This is a genomic window from Erythrobacter sp. RANMB8 (assembly GCF_056848235.1).
The window spans coordinates 562,363-582,123 of sequence record NZ_JBREHG010000002.1 but is presented as its reverse complement, the minus strand read 5'-3'; the positions used below and the strand labels follow the sequence as shown (position 1 = coordinate 582,123).

Annotated in this window: 12 protein-coding genes and 1 tRNA gene; 5 read left to right on the top strand and 8 right to left on the bottom strand. The window is 65.5% G+C overall.

Going from position 1 to position 19,761, the window contains the following annotated elements:
* Positions 1-25 precede the first annotated feature (25 nt).
* The 3 genes from ACU0AG_RS05850 (at position 26) to ACU0AG_RS05840 (ending at position 3,981) form a co-directional block, all read left to right on the top strand.
* Complete coding sequence (locus ACU0AG_RS05850; RefSeq protein ID WP_482781314.1) at positions 26-313, top strand: hypothetical protein; 288 nt, start codon at positions 26-28, stop codon at positions 311-313.
* A 121-nt stretch (positions 314-434) separates the two neighbouring features.
* Entirely contained in the window at positions 435-3,197 is a 2,763-nt protein-coding gene (gene secA, locus ACU0AG_RS05845; protein WP_482781313.1) for a preprotein translocase subunit SecA, read from the top strand.
* 28 nt (positions 3,198-3,225) lie between these two features.
* Positions 3,226-3,981: a sulfite exporter TauE/SafE family protein gene (locus ACU0AG_RS05840; RefSeq protein ID WP_482781312.1), complete on the top strand. Its 756-nt coding sequence runs from the start codon at positions 3,226-3,228 to the stop codon at positions 3,979-3,981.
* Between the two features lie 61 nt (positions 3,982-4,042).
* Here the strand turns inward: ACU0AG_RS05840 and ACU0AG_RS05835 are convergent, their stop codons facing one another.
* The 3 genes from ACU0AG_RS05835 to ACU0AG_RS05825 all read right to left on the bottom strand — a co-directional run bounded on the left by ACU0AG_RS05835 (position 4,043) and on the right by ACU0AG_RS05825 (position 9,604).
* On the bottom strand, positions 4,043-8,359 hold the full coding sequence (locus tag ACU0AG_RS05835) for a Calx-beta domain-containing protein (protein WP_482781311.1): 4,317 nt from the start codon (positions 8,357-8,359) through the stop codon (positions 4,043-4,045).
* Between the two features lie 195 nt (positions 8,360-8,554).
* Positions 8,555-8,629 (bottom strand) — tRNA-Asn (locus ACU0AG_RS05830).
* Between the two features lie 180 nt (positions 8,630-8,809).
* A complete protein-coding gene (locus ACU0AG_RS05825) occupies positions 8,810-9,604 on the bottom strand; it encodes an NAD kinase (protein ID WP_482781310.1) in 795 nt (264 codons plus the stop codon).
* 153 nt (positions 9,605-9,757) lie between these two features.
* On the opposite strand from ACU0AG_RS05825, the gene ACU0AG_RS05820 reads away from it, so the two are divergent.
* Positions 9,758-10,588 (top strand): EAL domain-containing protein, encoded by an 831-nt coding sequence (locus tag ACU0AG_RS05820; protein WP_482781309.1) that lies wholly within the window; start codon positions 9,758-9,760, stop codon positions 10,586-10,588.
* Between the two features lie 312 nt (positions 10,589-10,900).
* On the opposite strand, the gene mfd is transcribed toward ACU0AG_RS05820, so the two are convergent.
* Together mfd and ACU0AG_RS05810 are read right to left on the bottom strand one after the other, a co-directional pair.
* Positions 10,901-14,401 (bottom strand): transcription-repair coupling factor, encoded by a 3,501-nt coding sequence (gene mfd, locus ACU0AG_RS05815; protein ID WP_482781308.1) that lies wholly within the window; start codon positions 14,399-14,401, stop codon positions 10,901-10,903.
* 54 nt (positions 14,402-14,455) lie between these two features.
* A complete protein-coding gene (locus ACU0AG_RS05810; protein WP_482781307.1) occupies positions 14,456-14,734 on the bottom strand; it encodes an FAD assembly factor SdhE in 279 nt (92 codons plus the stop codon).
* Positions 14,735-14,806: 72 nt separating this feature from the next.
* On the opposite strand from ACU0AG_RS05810, the gene recG reads away from it, so the two are divergent.
* A complete protein-coding gene (gene recG, locus ACU0AG_RS05805) occupies positions 14,807-16,882 on the top strand; it encodes an ATP-dependent DNA helicase RecG (RefSeq protein ID WP_482781306.1) in 2,076 nt (691 codons plus the stop codon).
* Here the strand turns inward: recG and ACU0AG_RS05800 are convergent.
* The 3 genes from ACU0AG_RS05800 to ACU0AG_RS05790 all read right to left on the bottom strand — a co-directional run bounded on the left by ACU0AG_RS05800 (position 16,879) and on the right by ACU0AG_RS05790 (position 19,753).
* Positions 16,879-17,382 (bottom strand): low molecular weight protein-tyrosine-phosphatase, encoded by a 504-nt coding sequence (locus ACU0AG_RS05800; protein WP_482781305.1) that lies wholly within the window; start codon positions 17,380-17,382, stop codon positions 16,879-16,881. The two genes, recG and ACU0AG_RS05800, sit on opposite strands and share 4 nt — an antisense overlap.
* 132 nt (positions 17,383-17,514) lie before the next feature.
* Positions 17,515-18,888, bottom strand: coding sequence for an ABC1 kinase family protein (locus ACU0AG_RS05795; RefSeq protein ID WP_482781304.1), 1,374 nt, complete (start codon positions 18,886-18,888; stop codon positions 17,515-17,517).
* A 91-nt stretch (positions 18,889-18,979) separates the two neighbouring features.
* Positions 18,980-19,753, bottom strand: coding sequence for an SDR family NAD(P)-dependent oxidoreductase (locus ACU0AG_RS05790; protein WP_482781303.1), 774 nt, complete (start codon positions 19,751-19,753; stop codon positions 18,980-18,982).
* Positions 19,754-19,761 lie beyond the last annotated feature (8 nt).

Genomic DNA, 19,761 nt, shown 5'->3' with positions numbered 1-19,761 from the left:
CGAGTTTGCCTATTTAGGCAGGGCTATGACGCGCCACATTCTCGCCCTGCTGGCCTTGCTGACCGGTCTTGCTGCTTTCGGCAGCCCGGCCCAAGCATCGATGGCGTCATCGCTGGCCGAGGCGCTGGCGTGCGATTCGAGCATCACGGCAGCCGCCGGGGAAGAGGCTTCGGGCGGAGAGGCTGCGCCTGCGCAATCCGTCCCCGCTACGATCCGTGCCACCCGCAAGGCCGAGGTGCCGGAACGTCGCCCTGCGGTGCCGCCCGCGCTGCGCCTGCCGGTGCTGATGGGGATTGAACGCGCCTACGAATAGGCGCCCGTTCCTGTAGCCCCCCTGTTCTTGCGCAGCGGCCCTCTGGTCGTGCGCCCCTTCCGATTATCGCACATTTCGGTTCCGCCATGCCGGGCCGTGTCCTGCCAAAGGTCTGATTTCCATGTTCAATGCCATCATCAAATCCGTGTTCGGCTCCTCGAACGACCGCTACGTCAAGTCGCTGCGCAAGATCGTTGCCCAGATCAACGCGCTCGAGCCGCAGATGCAGGCGCTCTCGGACGAGGAATTGCAGGCGCAGACCGCCAAGCTGCGCGGACTTGTCGATAACGGCGCCACGCTCGACGAGATCCTTCCTGAAGCTTTCGCCACCGTGCGCGAGGCTTCGGTGCGCGTGTTCGGGATGCGCCATTTCGATGTGCAGCTGATCGGCGGGATCGTGCTTCACCGCGGCGAGATCGCGGAAATGCGCACGGGCGAGGGCAAGACGCTGATGGCGACGCTCGCGGTCTATCTCAACGCGATCGAAGGCAAGGGCGTCCACGTCGTCACCGTCAACGATTACCTCGCGCGGCGCGATGCGGCGGAGATGGGCCAGCTCTACAACTGGCTTGGGCTGACAGTCGGCGTGATCGTTCCGGGGATGCCGGAAGAAACCAAGCGCGATGCCTACAACGCCGACATCACCTACGGCACCAACAACGAATTCGGCTTCGATTACCTGCGCGACAACATGAAGCACGAACGCAGCCAGATGGCGCAGCGTCCGTTCAACTTCGCGATTGTCGATGAAGTGGACTCGATCCTGATCGACGAGGCGCGCACGCCGCTGATCATTTCCGGCCCGACCGACGACAAGAGCGAGCTTTACGTCGCGCTCGATCAGGTGGCGCGGGAAATTCCGGTCGAGTGGCTCGACATCGACGAGAAGGTGAAGCGCGTCCAGCTGACCGAGGAAGGGCTGGAGGAAGTCGAAAAGCTGCTGCTCGAAAAGGGTCTGCTGGCCACCGACAACCTCTATGATGTCGAAAACACGCAGGTCGTCCACCACCTCGATCAGGCGCTGGTCGCCAACTTCGCCCGCAAGCGCGACACCGATTACATCGTCAAGGACGGCAAGGTTGTCATCATCGACGAGTTCACGGGCCGCATGATGGATGGCCGCCGCTGGTCGAACGGCCTGCACCAGGCGGTCGAGGCCAAGGAAGGCGTCCGGATCGAGCCGGAAAACCAGACGATGGCCTCGATCACCTTCCAGAACTATTTCCGGATGTATCCCAAGCTGGCCGGCATGACCGGCACCGCGGCGACCGAAGCGGCCGAATTCTGGGACATCTACAAGGTCGGCGTGGTCGAAATCCCCACCAACCTGCCCGTCGCCCGGATCGACGAGGAAGACGAATTCTACAAGAACACGCTCGACAAGTTCTCGGCGATTGCCAAGGCGATCAAGGAGAAGAACCAGATTGGCCAGCCGGTGCTGGTCGGCACGGTGTCGATCGAAAAGTCCGAATTGCTCAGCCAGTTCCTCGACAAGGAAGGGGTCAAGCACGCGGTGCTCAACGCGCGTTTCCACGAACAGGAAGCCGGGATCGTGGCACAGGCGGGCCGCCTTGGTGCGGTGACCATCGCCACCAACATGGCCGGGCGCGGCACCGACATCCAGCTGGGCGGCAATGTCGAATACCGCATCCGCGATGAACTCGCCGAACTGCCCGAAGGGCCGGAGCGTGACGCCGCCATCGCGCGCATCAAGGCTGAAGTGGCCGAGGAAAAGCAGAAGGTTATCGCTGCCGGCGGCCTGTTCGTGCTCGGCACCGAACGCCACGAATCGCGCCGCATCGACAACCAGCTGCGCGGCCGTTCGGGCCGTCAGGGCGACCCCGGCCTGTCGCGCTTCTACCTGTGCCTCGAAGACGATCTGCTGCGCATCTTCGGCCCCGACACACTGTTCGCCAAGATGATGAATTCGAACCTCGCCGATGGCGAGGCGATCGGCTCCAAGTGGCTGTCGAAGGCGATCGAGACCGCGCAGAAAAAGGTCGAAGCACGCAATTACGACACCCGCAAGCAGGTCGTGCAATACGACGATGTGATGAACGACCAGCGCAAGGTGGTCTATGAACAGCGCGCCGAGATCATGGATTCGGAAGCGGTGGACGATGTCGTGATCGACATGCGCCACGATACCATCAACACCATTGTCGGCACCGCCTGCCCGCCGGGCTCCTACCCCGAACAATGGGACATTGCCGGGCTGAAGGCGAAGATCGACGAAATCTTCGGCATTGCGCCGCCGATCGACGAATGGCTGGCCGAAGACCAGGTCGAACCCGATTTGATCGAAGAGCGTCTGCGCACGCTCACCGATGAAATGACCGAGGAAAAGATCGCCCGTTCCGATCCGGCGATCTGGCGGATCGTGGAAAAGGACGTGCTGCTGCGCCAGCTCGATCACCACTGGAAGGAACACCTCGCCACATTGGATGCGCTGCGCCAGGTGATCTGGATGCGCGGCATCGCGCAGAAGCAGCCGATCAACGAATACAAGCAGGAAGCCTTTGGCCTGTTCGAGACGATGCTCGATACCCTGCGCGAGGAAGTGACCAAGATCCTGTTCCGCGCCGAACTGCGGATCGAGCCGCCGCAGCCGCAATCGCTGCCCGATCTGCCCGATTTCCTGACCGGGCATATCGACCCGCTGACCGGGCTTGACAATTCGGGGGATGGCGACGGATCTGAACTGCGGCCCGAACTGTTCGGCTCCCTCGCAGGCGCGCCGCGCGCGGCGACCGGGCCGGGCGGGGCGAACACCGACAACCCCTGGGCCAACCTCGCCATCAGCCGCAATGCACCTTGCCCCTGCGGCAGCGGCAACAAGTACAAGCATTGCCACGGCGCGATTGCGGGGGCGCAGACCGTCTGATCGGTCGCGCATTTAGGGCAGAGCGGTGATGATCGGGGCGGTTCCGGCGCTGCTGGCGCTGGCCTTTCTGGTCACCGCGCTGCTTTATGCCAGCGTCGGGTTCGGCGGGGGATCGACCTATTCGGCGCTGCTGGCGTTGTCGGGGCTGGATTACCGGCTGCTCCCGCTCGTCAGCCTCGCCTGCAATATCGTGGTGGTGACGGGCGGCAGTATCCGCTTCGCCCGGGCAGGGGTCACCCCCTGGCGCAAGACGCTGGTGATCGTGGCGCTGGGCGCTCCGGCGAGTTTTCTCGGCGGGCTGACCCCGGTGAGGGAGGCGACGTTCCTTGCGCTGCTCGGCGGTAGTCTGGTGCTGACAGCCCTGACGATGCTGGTGCCGGTGCGAGAGAATGCGGATGGATCACACACGAAGGTCGCCCGCTGGATGCCGCTGGCCGCCGCTCCGCTCGGCTATTTTGCAGGGCTGGTCGGGATCGGCGGGGGCATTTTCCTTGCGCCTCTGCTGCATCTGGCACGCTGGCACGATGCGCGGGGGATCGCCGCGACCGCGAGCCTGTTCATTCTGGTGAACTCGCTGTTCGGATTGGCAGGACAATTGCTGAAGAGCGGTCCCGGCCTGTTTGGCGCAGCCATTGGCGCTGCCTTGCCGCTGCTCGTCGCGGTGGTGATCGGCGGACAGATCGGCAGCCTGCTGGCCGCGCGCCTGCTTCCGCCGAAATGGATCCGCTGGCTGACGGCCTTGCTGGTGCTGGTGGTAGGTGTGCGCCTGCTCGCGGGGATTTGAGGCAAGAAAAAAGGCGGGAACGCTGTCTGCGCCCCCGCCTTTCGCGACGTTTTCCCTGACCTCAGATCAGATGCTCGAAACCCATATGGCTGTTGATCAGCCACGGATCGAGCGACCCTGCCATCGGCACATTGATTGATGCGTCCGGAGCAAAGGCCGGTTCAGCCGGCGGGGCGGTGAACAGTTCGGCGAAGACGTTCTCCTTGCCGCCCGGCAGCATCGCCAGCACATCGCCGCCGAACAGGTCGGCCAGCGACACGCGGTTGTCGCCTGCGCTCTGACGCGCGGCGAAATCGGCGCCGCTATCGATCTCGGTCGCAGTCTCGACCCGCGAGGCGAGCGCGTTGCGGACCGTGCCGATCACCACACCATCGGCAGCAATCAGCGTATCGGCGCCGTCTTGCGTGAAGGTGATTACGCGGTCGCCCGCGCCTTCGATCCGGATGCGGTCGTTGCGGAAGGCAAAATCCGCCACGATGTCGGCATCGCCAGCGCCGTGATCGGCGTGGAGCACGAAGACATCATTGCCGGTGCCGCCGAACAGCGTGTCGGCCCCCCGGCCACCGTCGATCCGGTCGTTGCCATTGCCGCCGCGGATGATGTCCGCGCCGTCGCCGCCCGACAGCACATCGTTGCCGTTGCCGCCGTCGATGGTGTCGTCGCCGCTGCCGCCGCTGATCGTGTCGTTGCCGTTGCCGCCGTCGATCACGTCATTGCCCGCGCCGCCTTGGACGAAATCGTTGCCGTTGCCTGCATTGATCGTGTCGTGGCCACCGCCACCGTCGATCACGTCATTGCCGTTGCCGCCGTTGATGATGTCGCGTCCGGCGTTGCCGGTGATCGTGTCATTGCCCGACGTGCCGTCCAGCACCCGCGAACCGATGTTGAACAGCGCCAAAATCGGGTCGTGATCGGCGTTGATGTTGCCGAGGATGGTGTTGGTGTGAACCGCGTCGATCTGTGCGCCCTCGGCAAGGCCAAGGGTGGCAAAGATGTGGTCGATCATCTGGGCATTGCCTTCGAACAGCGCGCTGTAACGCTCTTCCTCGGCCAGCAGGAAGGTGAGGTTCTGCAACACCTCGGTGCCTCCGCCGGTGACCTGCGCCCCGTCGAAATCGAGTTCGCCGGTCAGCACCCGCAGCGGTTCTTCGAACTGGAATTCGTTGAAGTCACCCGCCACCGCGATCATTGCATCCGGGTTGGCCGCAAGCAGCCGGTCGATATAGTCGTTGACCGCCGCCGCCTGTGCCGCACGGGTCAGCTCTGCCGCCGCGAGCGGGGGCTGCGATGCGCTGAAGGTGGTTTCAGACCCGATCCGCGAGGTGAAGTGGTTGCCGATCACCGTCACGGTCTCGCCGTTGAAGATGAAGTTCGCCCCCAGCGGTGCGCGCGATCCCTGGAAGGCCGCGGCCAGCGCGCCATCATCGGGATTGGTGATGGTGAACACCGACGCCGGATCGAGTTCGACGCGGTCTTCGCGATACAGGAACGCCACACGGATATTGCCGCCCGGCTGCCCGCCTGTCTGGCCGTTGGCCACAAAGGGATTGTCCAGCACCGAATAGCGCACGCCGGTCTGCTCGAAGATCGATTGCGCGAGCGCCTCCAGCGTCAACTGCGCCGAAACCATGCCGTCATTGATCGCGCCGCTATCGTCCTGCACTTCCTGCAGCACCACAATATCGGGGGCGGACAGGTTGACGCCGATGTCGAAGGCGATGCCGGCAAGGCGGCCGTTGCCGACATCGTCATCCCCGTCATCGGCGCGGATATCGAGGTTAAGGACGTTGTAGGTCGCCAGCGAAAGCTGGTTCACCGCGCCGGTGACCAGCGTGGTGCGTTCAGCCACATTGGTGCTTGCGCGGGCCACGGTGATCGCTTCGGTCGGGCGGATCTGGTAGTTGCCGAAGCCGTAATCGACCACGCCCGTAACATTGTTGAGGACCGTGCCCGGCGTGACATTGGGCACGGTGTAGACCACGCCGTTGATCGGGCCGGATTCGTCGATCTGGAGCCGTTCAGGGTTGAAATCCGATCCGGCCCCCGAATTGAGCGAGCCAAAATTATCGACCCCGCCGCGCACGGTCAGCAGCCCGCCTTCGGACACGTTGCTGGCCGCGAAGTTGCCCGCGCCGTCGCTTGCCACGGTGTAAAGCTCGCCGAAGTTGTTGGTCGAATCCACCGCGACCGGGTTCTGCACCGTGACCAGCATCCCTTCGAGGCTTTCGAAGAAGTCGATGCCGTCATTTTCGGGATCGAACACGGCGAAATTGTCGTCGTCGATCGTTTCGGTCGGCGGGGTGATGCCATCGGGGCCGATCAGGATGGCGGCGGGCAGGGCGTTGCCGGTGCTGTTGACGGTGATCACCGGGCCGGTCAGCTGGGTGATGGTGAGGTTGGCCGGATCATTCCCGCCGCGGAACTCGTTCACCGTGCCGCGAACCGTGATCCCGTCGCCCGCGACAACAGTGGGCGCGGTGCCGGTGAAGATGAAGATCGCGTCCGAGGTGGCGCGGTTCCCGTCGCCCTCGGGGTCCTGAAGGTAGAAGCCGTTGCTGGCGACCGCGGTGACGATCCCCGATGTGGTGACTTCGTTGCCGACAAAGGGCGAGATATGCCCTGCGCCCTGGATCTGGCCGATGCGCAGCACCAGCGGATCATCGTTTAGGATCGTGCCGATCGCGGTGCCATCGCCGATACTCGCGCCGCCGGTGACATTGCTCAGCAGCAGGCGGAAGAACTCTGCCGGTTCGCCATCGACGTCCCCGGCAACGCGCAACGTGATCGCGCTGTAGGTTTCGCCCTCGGCGAAGGTCACCGTGCCCGAAGTGGCTCCGACAAAATCGGCCGCATCGGCATCGGTGAAGGCCGGACCGAATTCGGCGGCGAAATCGACCGATACCGTGCCGGCGCTGCCGCCGACGCGGAACAGGTTGAAGGTGATCGCGGTGGTGCCGTCATTGCCCTCGACCACCCGTGCATCTTCCACGAACAGCGTGCCGGCCGGGTTGGCCGCAACGAAATCCTGCCCGGCGTTGATCTGGCCGAAGGTGGCGTTCTGCGAAGGCTGGAACACGAAGTCGTTGGCGGTAAAGCCTGTGCCGCCTGCCTGCAGCGAAGTGCCGAGCGGCGCGGAGATTTCGGCCACCCCGATATCGGTGCTGGTCATGCCGGCGGCCGGGCCGTTGGTGGCGGTCATTTCCCCTTCGTAGGACAGGAACTGCACCACCGTGCCATCCGGACGGACCAGCGCCACGCCATCGGGCGAGCCGTTCTGGATGCCGGGGACGAGGAAGGCGAGGGTGCCGAAGCCGTCATCCTGATCGGGGATCGTCCCGCCCAGCACCACCGTGCCGTAAACCACCCCGCCGTTGCCGTTGTAGAGCACCAGCGTCCAGCCGCTGAGGTTGGTGCCGGCGGGCCCTGCAACCTCGATGAACTCGCCGACATCGGTGCCTGCGGTGTCGTAGTGGATTTCGTTGATGAACACTTCCGCCGGGCCCTGCGGGGGCAGATCGTCGCTGATGATGGTGCCGGTCGCGCTCGCAGTCGTGATGGTGGCCCCGCCGGTGGGGTTGGCGAGGGTGACGGTCAGGGTTTCGTCGCCCTCGATCTCGGTATCGCCGACGACCGTGACGGTGATGGTGGCGGTGGTCTGTCCATCGGCAAAGCTGACGGTGCCCGACAGCGGCCCGGTGACATCGAACCCGCTCGCCGTGCCGAGCTCGACCACGTAATCGGCGGTGACCGCACCGTTCGATCCGCCGCTGCGGGTGACCGTGAACACCAGCGCGGTGGTGCCGCTGTTGCCTTCGATCACGCTCGCATCGGCAATGGCCAGCGCACCGGGCTGGGGCGCGGTGTTGCCGCCAAAGGTCTGCCCGGCGTTGCCCGCGCCCGCTGTCGCGGCAACCGGAGCAAGCGCCCATGTGAAGTCGCCCGCCGTGTTCCCGCTGCCGGTCAGCTGAAGCGACAGGCCGGGGGCTTCCGTGCCCGCCTCGTTCACACCGATATCGGTGCTGGTCATGCCCGCGGCCGGCCCGTTGGTGGCAGTCATCACCCCTTCATAGGACAGGAACTGCACCACATTGCCGTTCGCATCGACCAGCGCGATCCCGTCGGGCGATCCGTTCTGGATGCCGTTCGAGGGATAGTTGATCACGTAGAAATCGCGGTTGCCCACGCGGGTCGGGGTGATCGCGGTCAGTAGGGTGGTGCTGTACGACTGCCCGTTGCTGCCGTTGTAGAGCACCACGGTCCACCCCGTCAGATCGGTTCCGGCAAGGGCCACGATCTCGATGAATTCGCCGATGTCGGTGCCGTTGTTGTCGTAGTGGAATTCGTTGATGAAGGTGGTGGAAGTGGTACCGGCAACCATGATCAAGCCCCTTGCTGCAACGCGCTTGGCCCGAAGGAAGGGCCGGAAGCGCAACAAACGCGGGAGGGCTATAACCGAACCGCGTCAGCACGGTTACGGTCTGGCAGGTCAGCGAAATTTTTCCTGTGGATACAGCAAGACAGCACGCGGACGGCGCGGCGCGATCTGTTCAAGCCGATGATGTGCGGAAGAAAGTGGCTCCCCGAGTAGGATTCGAACCTACGGCCATTCGATTAACAGTCGAATGCTCTACCGCTGAGCTATCGGGGAGCAACCGGCGGCCGGAACCGCTGGCAGAGGCGCGCCTATATGGGGCAGGGCAGGGGATTGCAAGAGGGGTTTTTGCATTTGACCGCCCGACGGCGAACGAAAATTCAGGACAAGACACCCCGGTCGCGCAGCGTGCTGCGCGTCTAGCGAGGACGCACCCGCGCAAGGCGGGTGCAAGAATCAGGACGTAATGAATTGCTCGGCGACGATGCGCTCTTCAAGGCTCTGGCCGGGATCGAACAGCAGGGTCAATTCGCGGTCGCGGGCGATTTCGAGCCGCACCTCGGCGATGTCGCGCAGTTCCTTCTGGTCGGCCACGGCAGCCACCGGGCGCTTGGCCGGGTCGAGCACGCGCAGCACGATCTTCATCCGGTCAGGCAAGATCGCGCCTTTCCAGCGGCGCGGACGGAACGGGCTGATCGGGGTCAGCGCCAGCATCCGGCTGTCGAGCGGCAGGATCGGGCCGTTGGCGGAGAGGTTATAGGCGGTCGAGCCCGCCGGCGTTGCCACCAGCACGCCGTCGCACACCAGTTCGCGGATGCGCACCCGGTCGCCCACGGTCACTTCGATCTTAGCGGTCTGGCGGGTTTCGCGCAGCAGCGAGATTTCGTTGATCGCGCACAATTCGTGGCTTTCGCCGTCCTGCGTGATCGCCTCGATCCTGAGCGGCGCAATCGTCCAGCGGCGCGCCTTGTTGATCCGCGCGGCAATCGCGGCGCGTTTGTCATAGCGGTTCATCAGGAAGCCGACTGTGCCAAGGTTCATGCCATAGGCAGGGATCACCCGCCCGGAATCGAGCATCGCGTGCAGCGTCTGGAGCATGAACCCGTCGCCGCCCAGGACCACCGCGGCATCGGCATCCGCCAGCGGCACCCAGCCGCCTTGCGCTTGCAGCGCGTCATAGGCTTCCTGCGCCCGCGGCGTCTCCGAGGCGAGCAGCGCCAGCCGTTCGAAGCTTGTTCCATTGCTGGCCATGTGTCCCCCTCCCGGGAATAAAGGCAGGCGCGCCCGGTTATCCCCGGCGCGTTGCAGGCGGGTTGCCCTGATGTGCCATATCGGCGCGGATTGCAATTGATGCATGGCAGGGGCAGGTTCAAACGCTAAGGCGGTTCGGCCAGAGGGAGTGCGATGGAGCAGGCAGGGGCATCGTTACGGGACAACAGCCGCGGGCGCTTTCCCGGCGTGCGGCCCGGCGTGCTCGAGGCCGATCTGCTGCGGGCGCTTGACCGGCGCGAGATCGAGGTGCTGTTCCAGCCGCAATTCTCCTGCGTTACCGGCGCGGTCGTCGGGGCGGAGGCGCTGGCCCGCTGGCGCCACCCGACGCTGGGCGAGATCGGCGCGCGCGATCTGTTCGCCGTGGCCGAGCGGGCGGCACTGGTCGCCCCGCTGTCGCGCCATGTCGTGGCGCGTGCGCTAGAGGACGCGGCGACCTGGCCCGACAATCTGACCCTGTCACTCAACATCACGCCCGAGGAACTGGGCGACCCGCGATTTGCGGCCGATTTCGCGGCGCTGATCGGGCAGTCGGACATTGCGCCGGGCCGGCTGATGCTGGAAATCACCGAGGATCTGCTGCTGCGCAACCTCGCGCAGGCGGCAAGCGCGCTGAAGGCGCTGCGCGGCCTCGGATTTCGCACCGCGCTCGATGATTTCGGCGCGGGGTTCTGCAACTTCCGCTACCTGCGTGAACTGCCACTCGATGCGCTCAAGCTCGACAAGGCGATGGTCGAAGGCGTGCCTGCCGATGCCACCGCGCTCGCCGTGCTGCGGGCGATCGTGGCGCTGGCCAAGGCGCTGGGCCTTGCGGTTTATGCCGAGGGGATCGAGGACGAGATCCAGCGCGCCGCGATCACCGCGGAAGGCTGCGATTACTGGCAGGGCTTCCTGCGCGCCCAGCCGATGCCGAGCCAGAGCGTGGTCGCGCTGTCCCGCACGGCGCGGGGCATGGGGCACGGGTAGGAACCGGCCCTTAGAGCGGTTTCCGACCAGCGGCTTGCGGCAGAACATGGCCAAAAACCGCCATTTCCTACACAGAGCCTACCCGATACTATTCAGCGCCGGCTCTTTCGCATCGCTAACAGGGTGGTCGCACGACCGCCGCGGGCAAAGCAAGGCCCCTTTCTCCTGTCCGTCCGCCTGACTGGATTGCGCCTATAACATTGAAAGAAAGCTATAAAAGTTGTAGTCGTCAGGGTGACAGGGTGTAACTTTTGTCACCTACAAGAGCAACGGGGCAGAGCAACGGGGCAGAGCAACGGGGCAGGGCGGCTATCAGGCCACCTTCTTTCCCTTTGCCGCCTTCCTGACGATCCCGCTCAGCCCCTTGGTCAGCTGGAACAGCCCGTTCAACCGGCTCAGCGGATCGCCCCATGCGCGGTTGATGACGAGCTTCATGTCGGGGCGCAGCTTGGCGGTGTCCTTCGCGTTGGCGTTCAGCCGTTCGACATAGGCGATCAGGCCCGCCGGATCGGGGAAATCGTCATTGTGGAAGCCCACCAGCGTGCCGCGCGCGCCGACATCGATCTTGGCGATGTTGGCGGCGATCGCCTGATGCTTGATCTCGATCAGGCGGATAAGGTTCTTCGTGGGCTGCGGCAGATCGCCGAAGCGGTCGATCATCTCGGCGGCGAGGCTTTCGATCTCGTTCTGCCCTTCGGCCTGATTGAGACGGCGGTAGAGCGCCATGCGCACCGCGAGATCGGGAACGTAGTCCTCGGGGATCATGATCGGGGCATCGACAGTGATCTGCGGGCTGACCTTGTCGCGTGGCCGCTCCAGACCCATCTCGCCCGCCTTGGCGGCAAGGATCGCCTCCTCCAGCATTGCCTGATAGAGCTCGAAGCCGACTTCGCGGATGTGGCCCGATTGCTCGTCGCCCAGGAGGTTGCCAGCGCCGCGAATGTCGAGATCGTGGCTGGCCAGCTGAAAGCCTGCACCAAGGCTGTCGAGATCGCCAAGCACCTTCAGCCGCTTCTGCGCCACTTCCGACAGGGCCACGCCTGCCTCGTGCGTCAGATAGGCATAGGCGCGCAGCTTGGCCCGCCCGACACGGCCGCGCAGCTGGTAGAGCTGGGCGAGGCCGAAGCGGTCGGCACGGTGGATGATGATAGTGTTGGCCGAGGGGATATCCAGCCCGCTTTCGACGATGGTGGTCGAGAGCAGGACGTCATACTTGCGGTCGTAGAAGGCGCCCATCCGTTCCTCGACCTCGCCGGGCGACATCTGGCCGTGGGCGGAGACGGATTTGATCTCGGGCACGTGTTCGCGCAGCCATTCCTCGACATCGGCCATGTCGGAAATGCGCGGCACGACGATGAAGCTCTGCCCTCCGCGGTGATGTTCGCGCAGCAAGGCCTCGCGCATCACCATGTCGTCCCACTCCATCACATAGGTGCGCACCGCGAGCCGGTCGACCGGAGGGGTCTGGATGGTGGAGAGTTCGCGCAGGCCGCTCATCGCCATCTGGAGCGTGCGCGGGATCGGGGTAGCGGTGAGGGTGAGAACGTGAACGTCGGCGCGCAGCTGCTTGAGCTTTTCCTTGTGGGTGACGCCGAAGCGCTGTTCCTCGTCAACGATCACGAGGCCGAGGTTCTTGAACCTGGTGCTCTTTGAAAGGATCGCGTGGGTGCCGATGACAAGGTCGATCTGGCCGTTTTCGAGCCCTTCGCGGGTCTCGGCGGCTTCCTTGGCCGAAACGAGGCGGGAGAGGCGGCCCACCTTCAGCGGGAAGCCGGCAAACCGCTCGGCAAAGTTCTGGTAGTGCTGACGGGCAAGCAGCGTAGTCGGAGCGACCACCGCGACCTGCTGCCCCGCCATCGCTGCGACGAAGGCGGCGCGCAGGGCCACCTCGGTCTTGCCGAAGCCGACATCGCCGCACACCAGCCGGTCCATCGGGCGCCCGCTTTCGAGGTCAGACAGAACGTCGGCAATGGCGCGCTCCTGATCCTCGGTTTCGGACCAGGGAAAGCGGTCGGTGAACTGGCCGAGGGTCGCGGGATCGGTGGGAAGGACCGTGGCCTGCCGCAGGGCGCGGGCGGCGGCAACCTGCATCAGCTCGCCTGCGATGGCGGTGATACGTTCCTTGAGCTTCGCCCGCCGCCGCTGCCACGCCTCGCCGCCCAGCCGGTCGAGCGGGACGGCCTGTTCGGACGAGCCGTAGCGGGTGAGAACGTCGATGTTCTCGACCGGAATGAACAGCTTGTCACCGCCCGCATATTCCAGCGCGACGCAATCGTGCTGGCTCTTTCCCACGGGGATGGGTTCGAGGCCGAGATAGCGCCCGATCCCGTGTTCCACGTGGACCACCAGATCGCCTTTGCCCAGCGCCTGAAGCTCGGCGAGGAAGGCGTCGGAGTCCTTGCGTTTCTTCTTGCGGCGCACCAGCCGGTCGCCGAGGATGTCCTGTTCGGTCAGGAGTTCGAGCGTATCGCTGGCAAACCCGGTTTCGAGCGGGAGGACGACCACTGCCGTCTTCGCCTTGGCGGCCAGTCCCAGCGCCTGCTGCCAGTTATCCGCAATGGCGGTCGGCGCGCCGGCTTCGTCGATGATCGCGGCGATGCGGCGGGCGCTGCCGGTGGAATAGGCCGCGACCAGCGGCTTGCGGCCCGCCTTGGCGACGGCTTTCAGGTGCGCGGCGGCGGCTTCGTAGACATTCTCGCCGCGCCCGCGTTCCGGCGCAAAATCGCGGGCCGAACGGAAGCCGAAATCGAGCGTACCGGCCTGTTCTTCCGCGGCAAAGCCGGTGGCGCGGTGGGCGGGCATCGCTGCCAGTGCGGCATCGAATTCGGCGCGGGTGAGGTAGAGCGCGTCGGGCGCGAGCGGGCGATAGGAGCCTTTCTTCTCGCCCGCGATCCGGCCGCGTTGTTCGTGGTAATCGGCAATATCGGTCAGGCGTTCCTCGGCGGCACCGAGCGCGCTCTGGTCGATCACCACCACATCGTCCTTGGCGAGATGATCGAACAGCGTCGCGAGCCGTTCCTCGAACAGCGGCAACCAGTGTTCCATCCCCGCCTGCCGCCGCCCGTCGGACACCGCCTCGTAGAGCGGATCCTGGGTCGCGCCCGCGCCGAACAGCTCGCGGTAACGGCTGCGGAACCGCTTGATGCTGTCATCGTCCACCAGCGCTTCGGAGGCGGGGAGCAGCAGGTGGCTCTCGATCCGTTCCACGGTGCGCTGGGTGGCGGGATCGAACAGGCGCAGGCTCTCCAGCTCGTCGCCGAAGAAATCGAGCCTTAGCCCTGCGTCGAGCGAGGAGGGGAAGATATCGACAATCGACCCGCGCACCGCAAACTCGCCATGGTCGATCACGGTGTCGGTGCGGCTGTAACCCTGGCGGACGAGCAGCGCGGCGAGGCTTTCGTGGCCGATCTGCACGCCGGTGCGGAACTCGCGTACGCTTTCGCGCACCCGGAACGGGGTGAGCACCCGCTGGAGCACGGCGTTGACAGTGGTGACCAGCAATTGCTGCGCACCGCCCGGCTGCTGCAGCCTGTGAAGCGCGGCGAGGCGTTCCGCGCTGATCGACAGCGCGGGACTGGCGCGGTCATAGGGCAGGCAATCCCAAGCGGGGAAGGCGAACACTTCGACTTCGGGGGCGAAGAACCGCGCAGCCTCTGCCGCGGCGCGCATCGCGGCATCATCGGGCGCGATGAACACTGCCCTTCGCTTGGCCGCCCGCGCCAGATCGGCGAGCACCAGCGGCAGGCTCCCGCGGGGCAGCGAGGACAGCGTCAGCGGCTCGGTGCCTGCGAGAATGCGGTTCAGATCGGGCATGGGTTTCCAGACAAGCCGCGCAGGTCCAAAGCGTTCCCGCGCTTGGCCCCGCGCCTAGCGGGGAATATCGACGTAATCGAGCCTTTGCATTGCCGTCAGCAGATCGCCTGCAATGTGCTCCGGCGCCGCTTGCGTTCCCAAGGCCCAGGCCATCACATCGACATCATCGGCGTCGAGCAGCGCCTCGAACCACGCCAGCTCTGCCTCCCCCCAGCCGGCGTGATAGCGATCGTAGAAGCCGCCGATCATGTAATCGGCTTCCCGCGTGCCGCGATGCCACGCGCGGAATTTGGCGCGGGCGAGGCGTTGTTCGAAAGAGGGTTGCTCGGTCATGGGCTGCACCTAGCCACAGCTTCCCGCCGCTTCAACTCGCAAAGACGCAATGTCGGTGGTAGCAAATGCACAATGCGCCCCGAGGCTCTCAATCCGCTGTTTGCCGAAGTCACGACGCTGGAAGGCGTCGGGCCGAAGCTGATGAAGCCGCTCGAACGGCTTGGCCTCGGCCGCGTCAAGGATGTCGCCTACCACCTGCCCGAACGCTTCGTCAGCCGCCATGCGATTGCCAATCTGGACGAGGGGGGCGAGGGCGAGCAGGTGATCGTCGCGCTCACGCCGGTTGAACACCGCGCGCCGCGGGCGGGAAGCCGCGGGCCTTATCGTGTGCTGGCGCAGGACGCAGTCGGCAATATCTGCGCGCTGACGTGGTTCGGGAAAGCCGCCTATACCGCCAAAAAGCTGCTGCCGGTGGGCGAGCGGCGGTGGATTGCCGGACGGCTCGACCGCTATGGCGACATGCTCCAGATCGTCCATCCCGATCATATCGAGGTCGAGAGCGCGGCCAATATGGGGCGCCTGTCGGAGCCGGTCTATCGCCTGTCCGAAGGCCTGACCCAGCCGCGGGTGGCGGGGCTGGTCGAGCAGTCGCTGGCGCGCTTGCCGGCGCTGCCCGAATGGATCGAGCCGGGGCAGCTGGCGCGCTCTGGCTGGCCCGCGTGGCGCGATGCGCTGGCACTGGCCCATCAGACCACCGACGAAAAGGCACGGGACCGGCTCGCCTATGATGAATTGCTGGCGAACTCCCTCGCGCTGCTGCTGGTCAAGGCGGAGGGGCGCCGCCGCAAGGGGCAGGCGCTGGCGGGCGACGGCGCTTTGCGGGCGAGGCTGCACCTGCCCTTCGCGCTGACGGGGGCGCAGGCGCGTTCGATCGCCGAGATCGAAGGCGACATGGCGCAGGAAGCCCCGATGCTGCGCCTGCTGCAAGGCGATGTCGGCGCGGGCAAGACGGTGGTGGCGCTAAACGCCATGCTGATCGCGGTCGAGGCGGGCAAGCAGGCCGCGCTGCTCGCCCCCACCGAAATCCTTGCACGCCAGCATTTCGAAACCCTGCGCAAGATGCTCGCGCCGACGGGGGTCGAGATCGCGCTGCTCACCGGCCGCGCCAAGGGGCGGGAGCGCGAGAGCATTCTGATGGGGCTGCTCGATGGCTCGATCCAGCTGCTGGTCGGCACCCATGCGATCTTTCAGGACAGCGTCAGTTATCGCGACCTTGGGCTGGTGGTGATCGACGAACAGCACCGCTTCGGCGTCGCGCAGCGCTTGGCGCTGGCGGCCAAGGGCAGGCGTGCGCCGCATACCCTCGCCATGACCGCCACCCCGATCCCGCGCTCGCTGACGCTGGCGCAATATGGCGAAATGGATGTGAGCCGCCTCGACGAACTGCCACCCGGGCGGCAGGCAATCGAGACGCTGGTTGTCCCGCAGGCGCGCCTCGACGAGATGGTTGCGGGTGTGAAACGGCATCTGGCGAGCGGGCAGCAGGCCTATTGGGTCTGCCCGATGGTGCGCGAGATCGACGGCGTGCCCGATCTGGCCGATATTGCTGCGGCAGAGGCGCGCTATGCGGGCCTCAAGGAGCGGTTCGGCGATGCGGTGGTGATGGTCCATGGCCAGCTCCGCCCGGAGATCAAGGACGCGGCCATGGAGCGGTTCGTTACCGGGCAGGCGCGGCTGCTGGTCGCCACTACCGTGATCGAAGTCGGCGTCGATGTGCCGAGCGCGACGCTGATGGTGATCGAGCAGGCCGAACGCTTCGGCCTTGCGCAATTGCACCAGCTCCGCGGGCGGGTGGGGCGCGGGTCGCAAAAGAGCCGTTGCGTGCTGCTGCGCGGCGATGAATTGTCCGAAACCGGCAAGCGGCGGCTTGCCCTGATGCGCGAGACGCAGGACGGGTTCCGGATTGCCGAGGAAGACCTTGCCCTGCGCGGTGGCGGCGAATTGCTTGGCACGCGGCAATCGGGGGAGGCGGCGTTCCGGATCGCCAATCTCGAACAGATGCAGAAGCTGCTGCCGCTCGCCCATGCCGACGCCCGGCTGCTGATGGACCGCGACGGCGGACTGACGAGCGAGCGCGGGGAAGCGGCGCGGCTGCTGCTGTACCTGTTCGAACGCGACTGGGGCGTGCAGCTGCTGCGCGGAGGTTAGGCCCCGAGGGCAGCCCGTTCGCGCAAGAGCCGGGCGACCAGCGCATCGACGCCCTGGTTGATATCTGCCCAGGCCACCTCGAAGGCAGCAATGTCGCCGTGGTAGGGATCGGCAACCGCTTCGCCCTGACGCCCTTCGACCGCATCGAGCAACAGCGACAAGCGGGCCTTCGCACCGCGCGGGGCACGGGCCTTCAGCCCGCCCAGATTGGCGCGGTCGAGTGCGATGATGTGGGTGAAGCGATGGAAATCCTCGGCAATGACCTGCCGTGCCGCCTGTCCGGTGATGTCGACACCATTGGCGCGGGCCACCGCAACTGCGCGGGGATCGGGCGGACTGCCGATGTGATAGGAAGCGGTCCCGGCGGAATCCACCGCGCATTCCAGCCCGCTGCGCGATGCCGCAACGCGGAACGCACCTTCGGCCATCGGTGACCGGCAGATATTGCCGAGACACACGAAGAGCACCGACATGCGGTTATCTGCGACCCCCCCGATCATGTGGCCGCCTTATGACAAGGTGGCCGAATTGTCCATGTTGCCGGGGCAAGTTTCACGTGAAACAATGTAAAATCATGCCGCTGAAGGGGGCTAAACCGGCCTAAAGGGGGTCTAGAGGGGGTCTGGACGGGTCTAGACCGGCATCGGCGCGGTGCTGGCCAGCACCTCTTCGGTGATCCGCCGGATATTGACCTTCGCCTTCAGCCGCGCCCCCAGCAGGGCGGTGCCCGAAACCTTGCGCTGCACGAACAGGGTTTCGATCGGCGGGAAGGCCCAGGTGTCCTTGTCCTGCGCGATCGCCCAGCCTTCCTCGCGCAGCAGCGGGATGAAGGCGCGGTCGCCGAAATCGAACGGGGCATCGGCGCGCATTTCGTTGATGACGATATCGATCATCCGGCGCACCCGTTCGGGGTGCTTTTCGGCCACGATCGGCATCATGAACCCGGCCTCGATCGTGGCGGCGAGCACTTCGTCGGCATTGCCCTCCAATCCGGCGAGCAGCATCTTGCGATAGCCGTTCGCGACCACCGGATCGACCGGACGGCAGGCCCCGAAATCGAGCAGGATGATCTCGCCGGTTTCGCGCCGGTAACGGAAATTGGCGAAGTTGGGATCGGTCTGCATCACCCCGAAATCGAACAGTTCGCGGGTTACCAGCCGGATCAGCCGGGCGAAGACTTCGTCGCGGCGTTCGGGCGGCTCGTTGCCCAGTTCCTCGATGCTCACGCCGTCCTCGAAACTCATGGCGAGGATCGAGCCGCGGGTCAGGCCTTCGTGCAGGCGCGGGACGACAAAGCCTTCCACGCCCGCCAGCTGTTCGCGATAGAGCGCCATCTGCGCGCCTTCGCGCTGGTAATCGGCCTCTTCGTGAAGCTGCTGCTTGGCCGCCGCCATCAGCTTGCCCATTTCCAGTTCGGGGGGCGCAAAGCCTGCGACCTTCAGCAGCGTCATCACGTTATCGACATCGGAATCGATGCTTTTGGCAACGCCCGGATACTGCACCTTGATCGCCAGTTCCTCGCCATCGCGGGTCAGCGCCTTGTGCACCTGACCGATGCTGGCGGCGGCAATCGGGCGCGGGTTGAACCAGCGGAACTGCTTGCGCCAGTCCGGCCCCCATTCGCTCTTGAGCACCTGATCGAGCTGGCGGGTCGGCATGAAATTGGCCTGATCGCGCAAGGTGGCGAGGATTTTCGAAAGCTCTTCGGGCAGGAAATCGCCTGCATCGAGGCTGATCATCTGCCCCATTTTCATCGCCGCGCCGCGCAGGTGGCTGAGCCGGTCGGTCAGGCGCTGGACATTGCCGGGGGTGAGGATCAGGTCGCGGGCCGAAATCCCTTCGCCGCTCACCAGCCGCCGTGCGCCTTCGGCCACCATGCCGCCCGCCACGCCGCCCACCAGCCGCCCGAACGTGCCAAGCCGCGCCACGCGGCCCGCCGGCACGGCACGCTGGCGCTCCCGGTCTTGCGGGAGATTGTCGAAATCGGGGATGTCATCATCGGCCACGGGGAGGGCACTTTCATCGGCAAGAGGCTTTGTGCGGCAACGGCCCTGCGGCCCGCCTGTTCCGGCTAAGTTGGTGCGTGCCGGCGCAGGTTCAACTGATGCACAGCCCGCCATCGACCGGCAGGCACTGACCGGTGATGTAATCCGAATGGGGCGAGGCGAAGAACACCGCCAGCCCTTCCAGCCCGGCATGATCGCCGGGGCGGCGCAGCGGAATGCGCCTCGCCATCCATTCGCCGAAGCGCGGATCGGCCTTGGCGGTGATGTCAGTTTCGTAATAGCCGAAAAGCAGCGCGTTGGCCGTGATCTGGTATCGCGCCAGTTCGAAAGCGGCCGCACGGGTCAGCCCGTTGAGCGCGGCTTTCGAGGCGGCGTAATCGGACGAGCGGTTGACCCCCATGATCGACTGGCCGGACGATGTGGCGATCAGCTTGCCGCCTGCATCGCCTTCCTTTGCGCGGGCGATCATGTGGCGGGTGACATGCTTGTAGACCAGCGCCGCGCCGCGGGTGTTGACGTTCATCGTCCGGTCCCAGCCTTCGGCGGTGATATCCGGGATGGCCGTGCCCGCGCCCGAGATCCCGGCATTGGCAAAGCACACATCGATCCGGCCCAGTGCTTCCAGTGTCGCGGCGATGGCGGCCTCGATGTCGGCCTCTTCGGCGATGTCGCAGGCAAGGGTGATAACCTCGCCCCGGCCAAGTGCCTTCAGTTCGGCGCGGGCGGCGGCGTTCTTTTCGGCGTTGCGGGCAAGGATCGCCACATTGGCACCCGCCTTGGCGAGCCCGCGGGCCATGGCAAGCCCAAGCCCGCCATTGCCGCCGGTGATGATGGCCGTGCGGCCCGTCAGATCGAACAGTTCCATAGGCCATC

Bases quoted from the DNA above. Each gene is read 5' to 3' on its own strand.
- ACU0AG_RS05850 (WP_482781314.1), top strand. From the start codon at position 26: ATGACGCGCCACATTCTCGCCCTGCTGGCCTTGCTGACCGGTCTTGCT.
- secA (WP_482781313.1), top strand. From the start codon at position 435: ATGTTCAATGCCATCATCAAATCCGTGTTCGGCTCCTCGAACGACCGC.
- ACU0AG_RS05840 (WP_482781312.1), top strand. From the start codon at position 3,226: ATGATCGGGGCGGTTCCGGCGCTGCTGGCGCTGGCCTTTCTGGTCACC.
- ACU0AG_RS05835 (WP_482781311.1), bottom strand. From the start codon at position 8,359: ATGGTTGCCGGTACCACTTCCACCACCTTCATCAACGAATTCCACTAC.
- ACU0AG_RS05825 (WP_482781310.1), bottom strand. From the start codon at position 9,604: ATGGCCAGCAATGGAACAAGCTTCGAACGGCTGGCGCTGCTCGCCTCG.
- ACU0AG_RS05820 (WP_482781309.1), top strand. From the start codon at position 9,758: ATGGAGCAGGCAGGGGCATCGTTACGGGACAACAGCCGCGGGCGCTTT.
- mfd (WP_482781308.1), bottom strand. From the start codon at position 14,401: ATGCCCGATCTGAACCGCATTCTCGCAGGCACCGAGCCGCTGACGCTG.
- ACU0AG_RS05810 (WP_482781307.1), bottom strand. From the start codon at position 14,734: ATGACCGAGCAACCCTCTTTCGAACAACGCCTCGCCCGCGCCAAATTC.
- recG (WP_482781306.1), top strand. From the start codon at position 14,807: ATGCGCCCCGAGGCTCTCAATCCGCTGTTTGCCGAAGTCACGACGCTG.
- ACU0AG_RS05800 (WP_482781305.1), bottom strand. From the start codon at position 17,382: ATGATCGGGGGGGTCGCAGATAACCGCATGTCGGTGCTCTTCGTGTGT.
- ACU0AG_RS05790 (WP_482781303.1), bottom strand. From the start codon at position 19,753: ATGGAACTGTTCGATCTGACGGGCCGCACGGCCATCATCACCGGCGGC.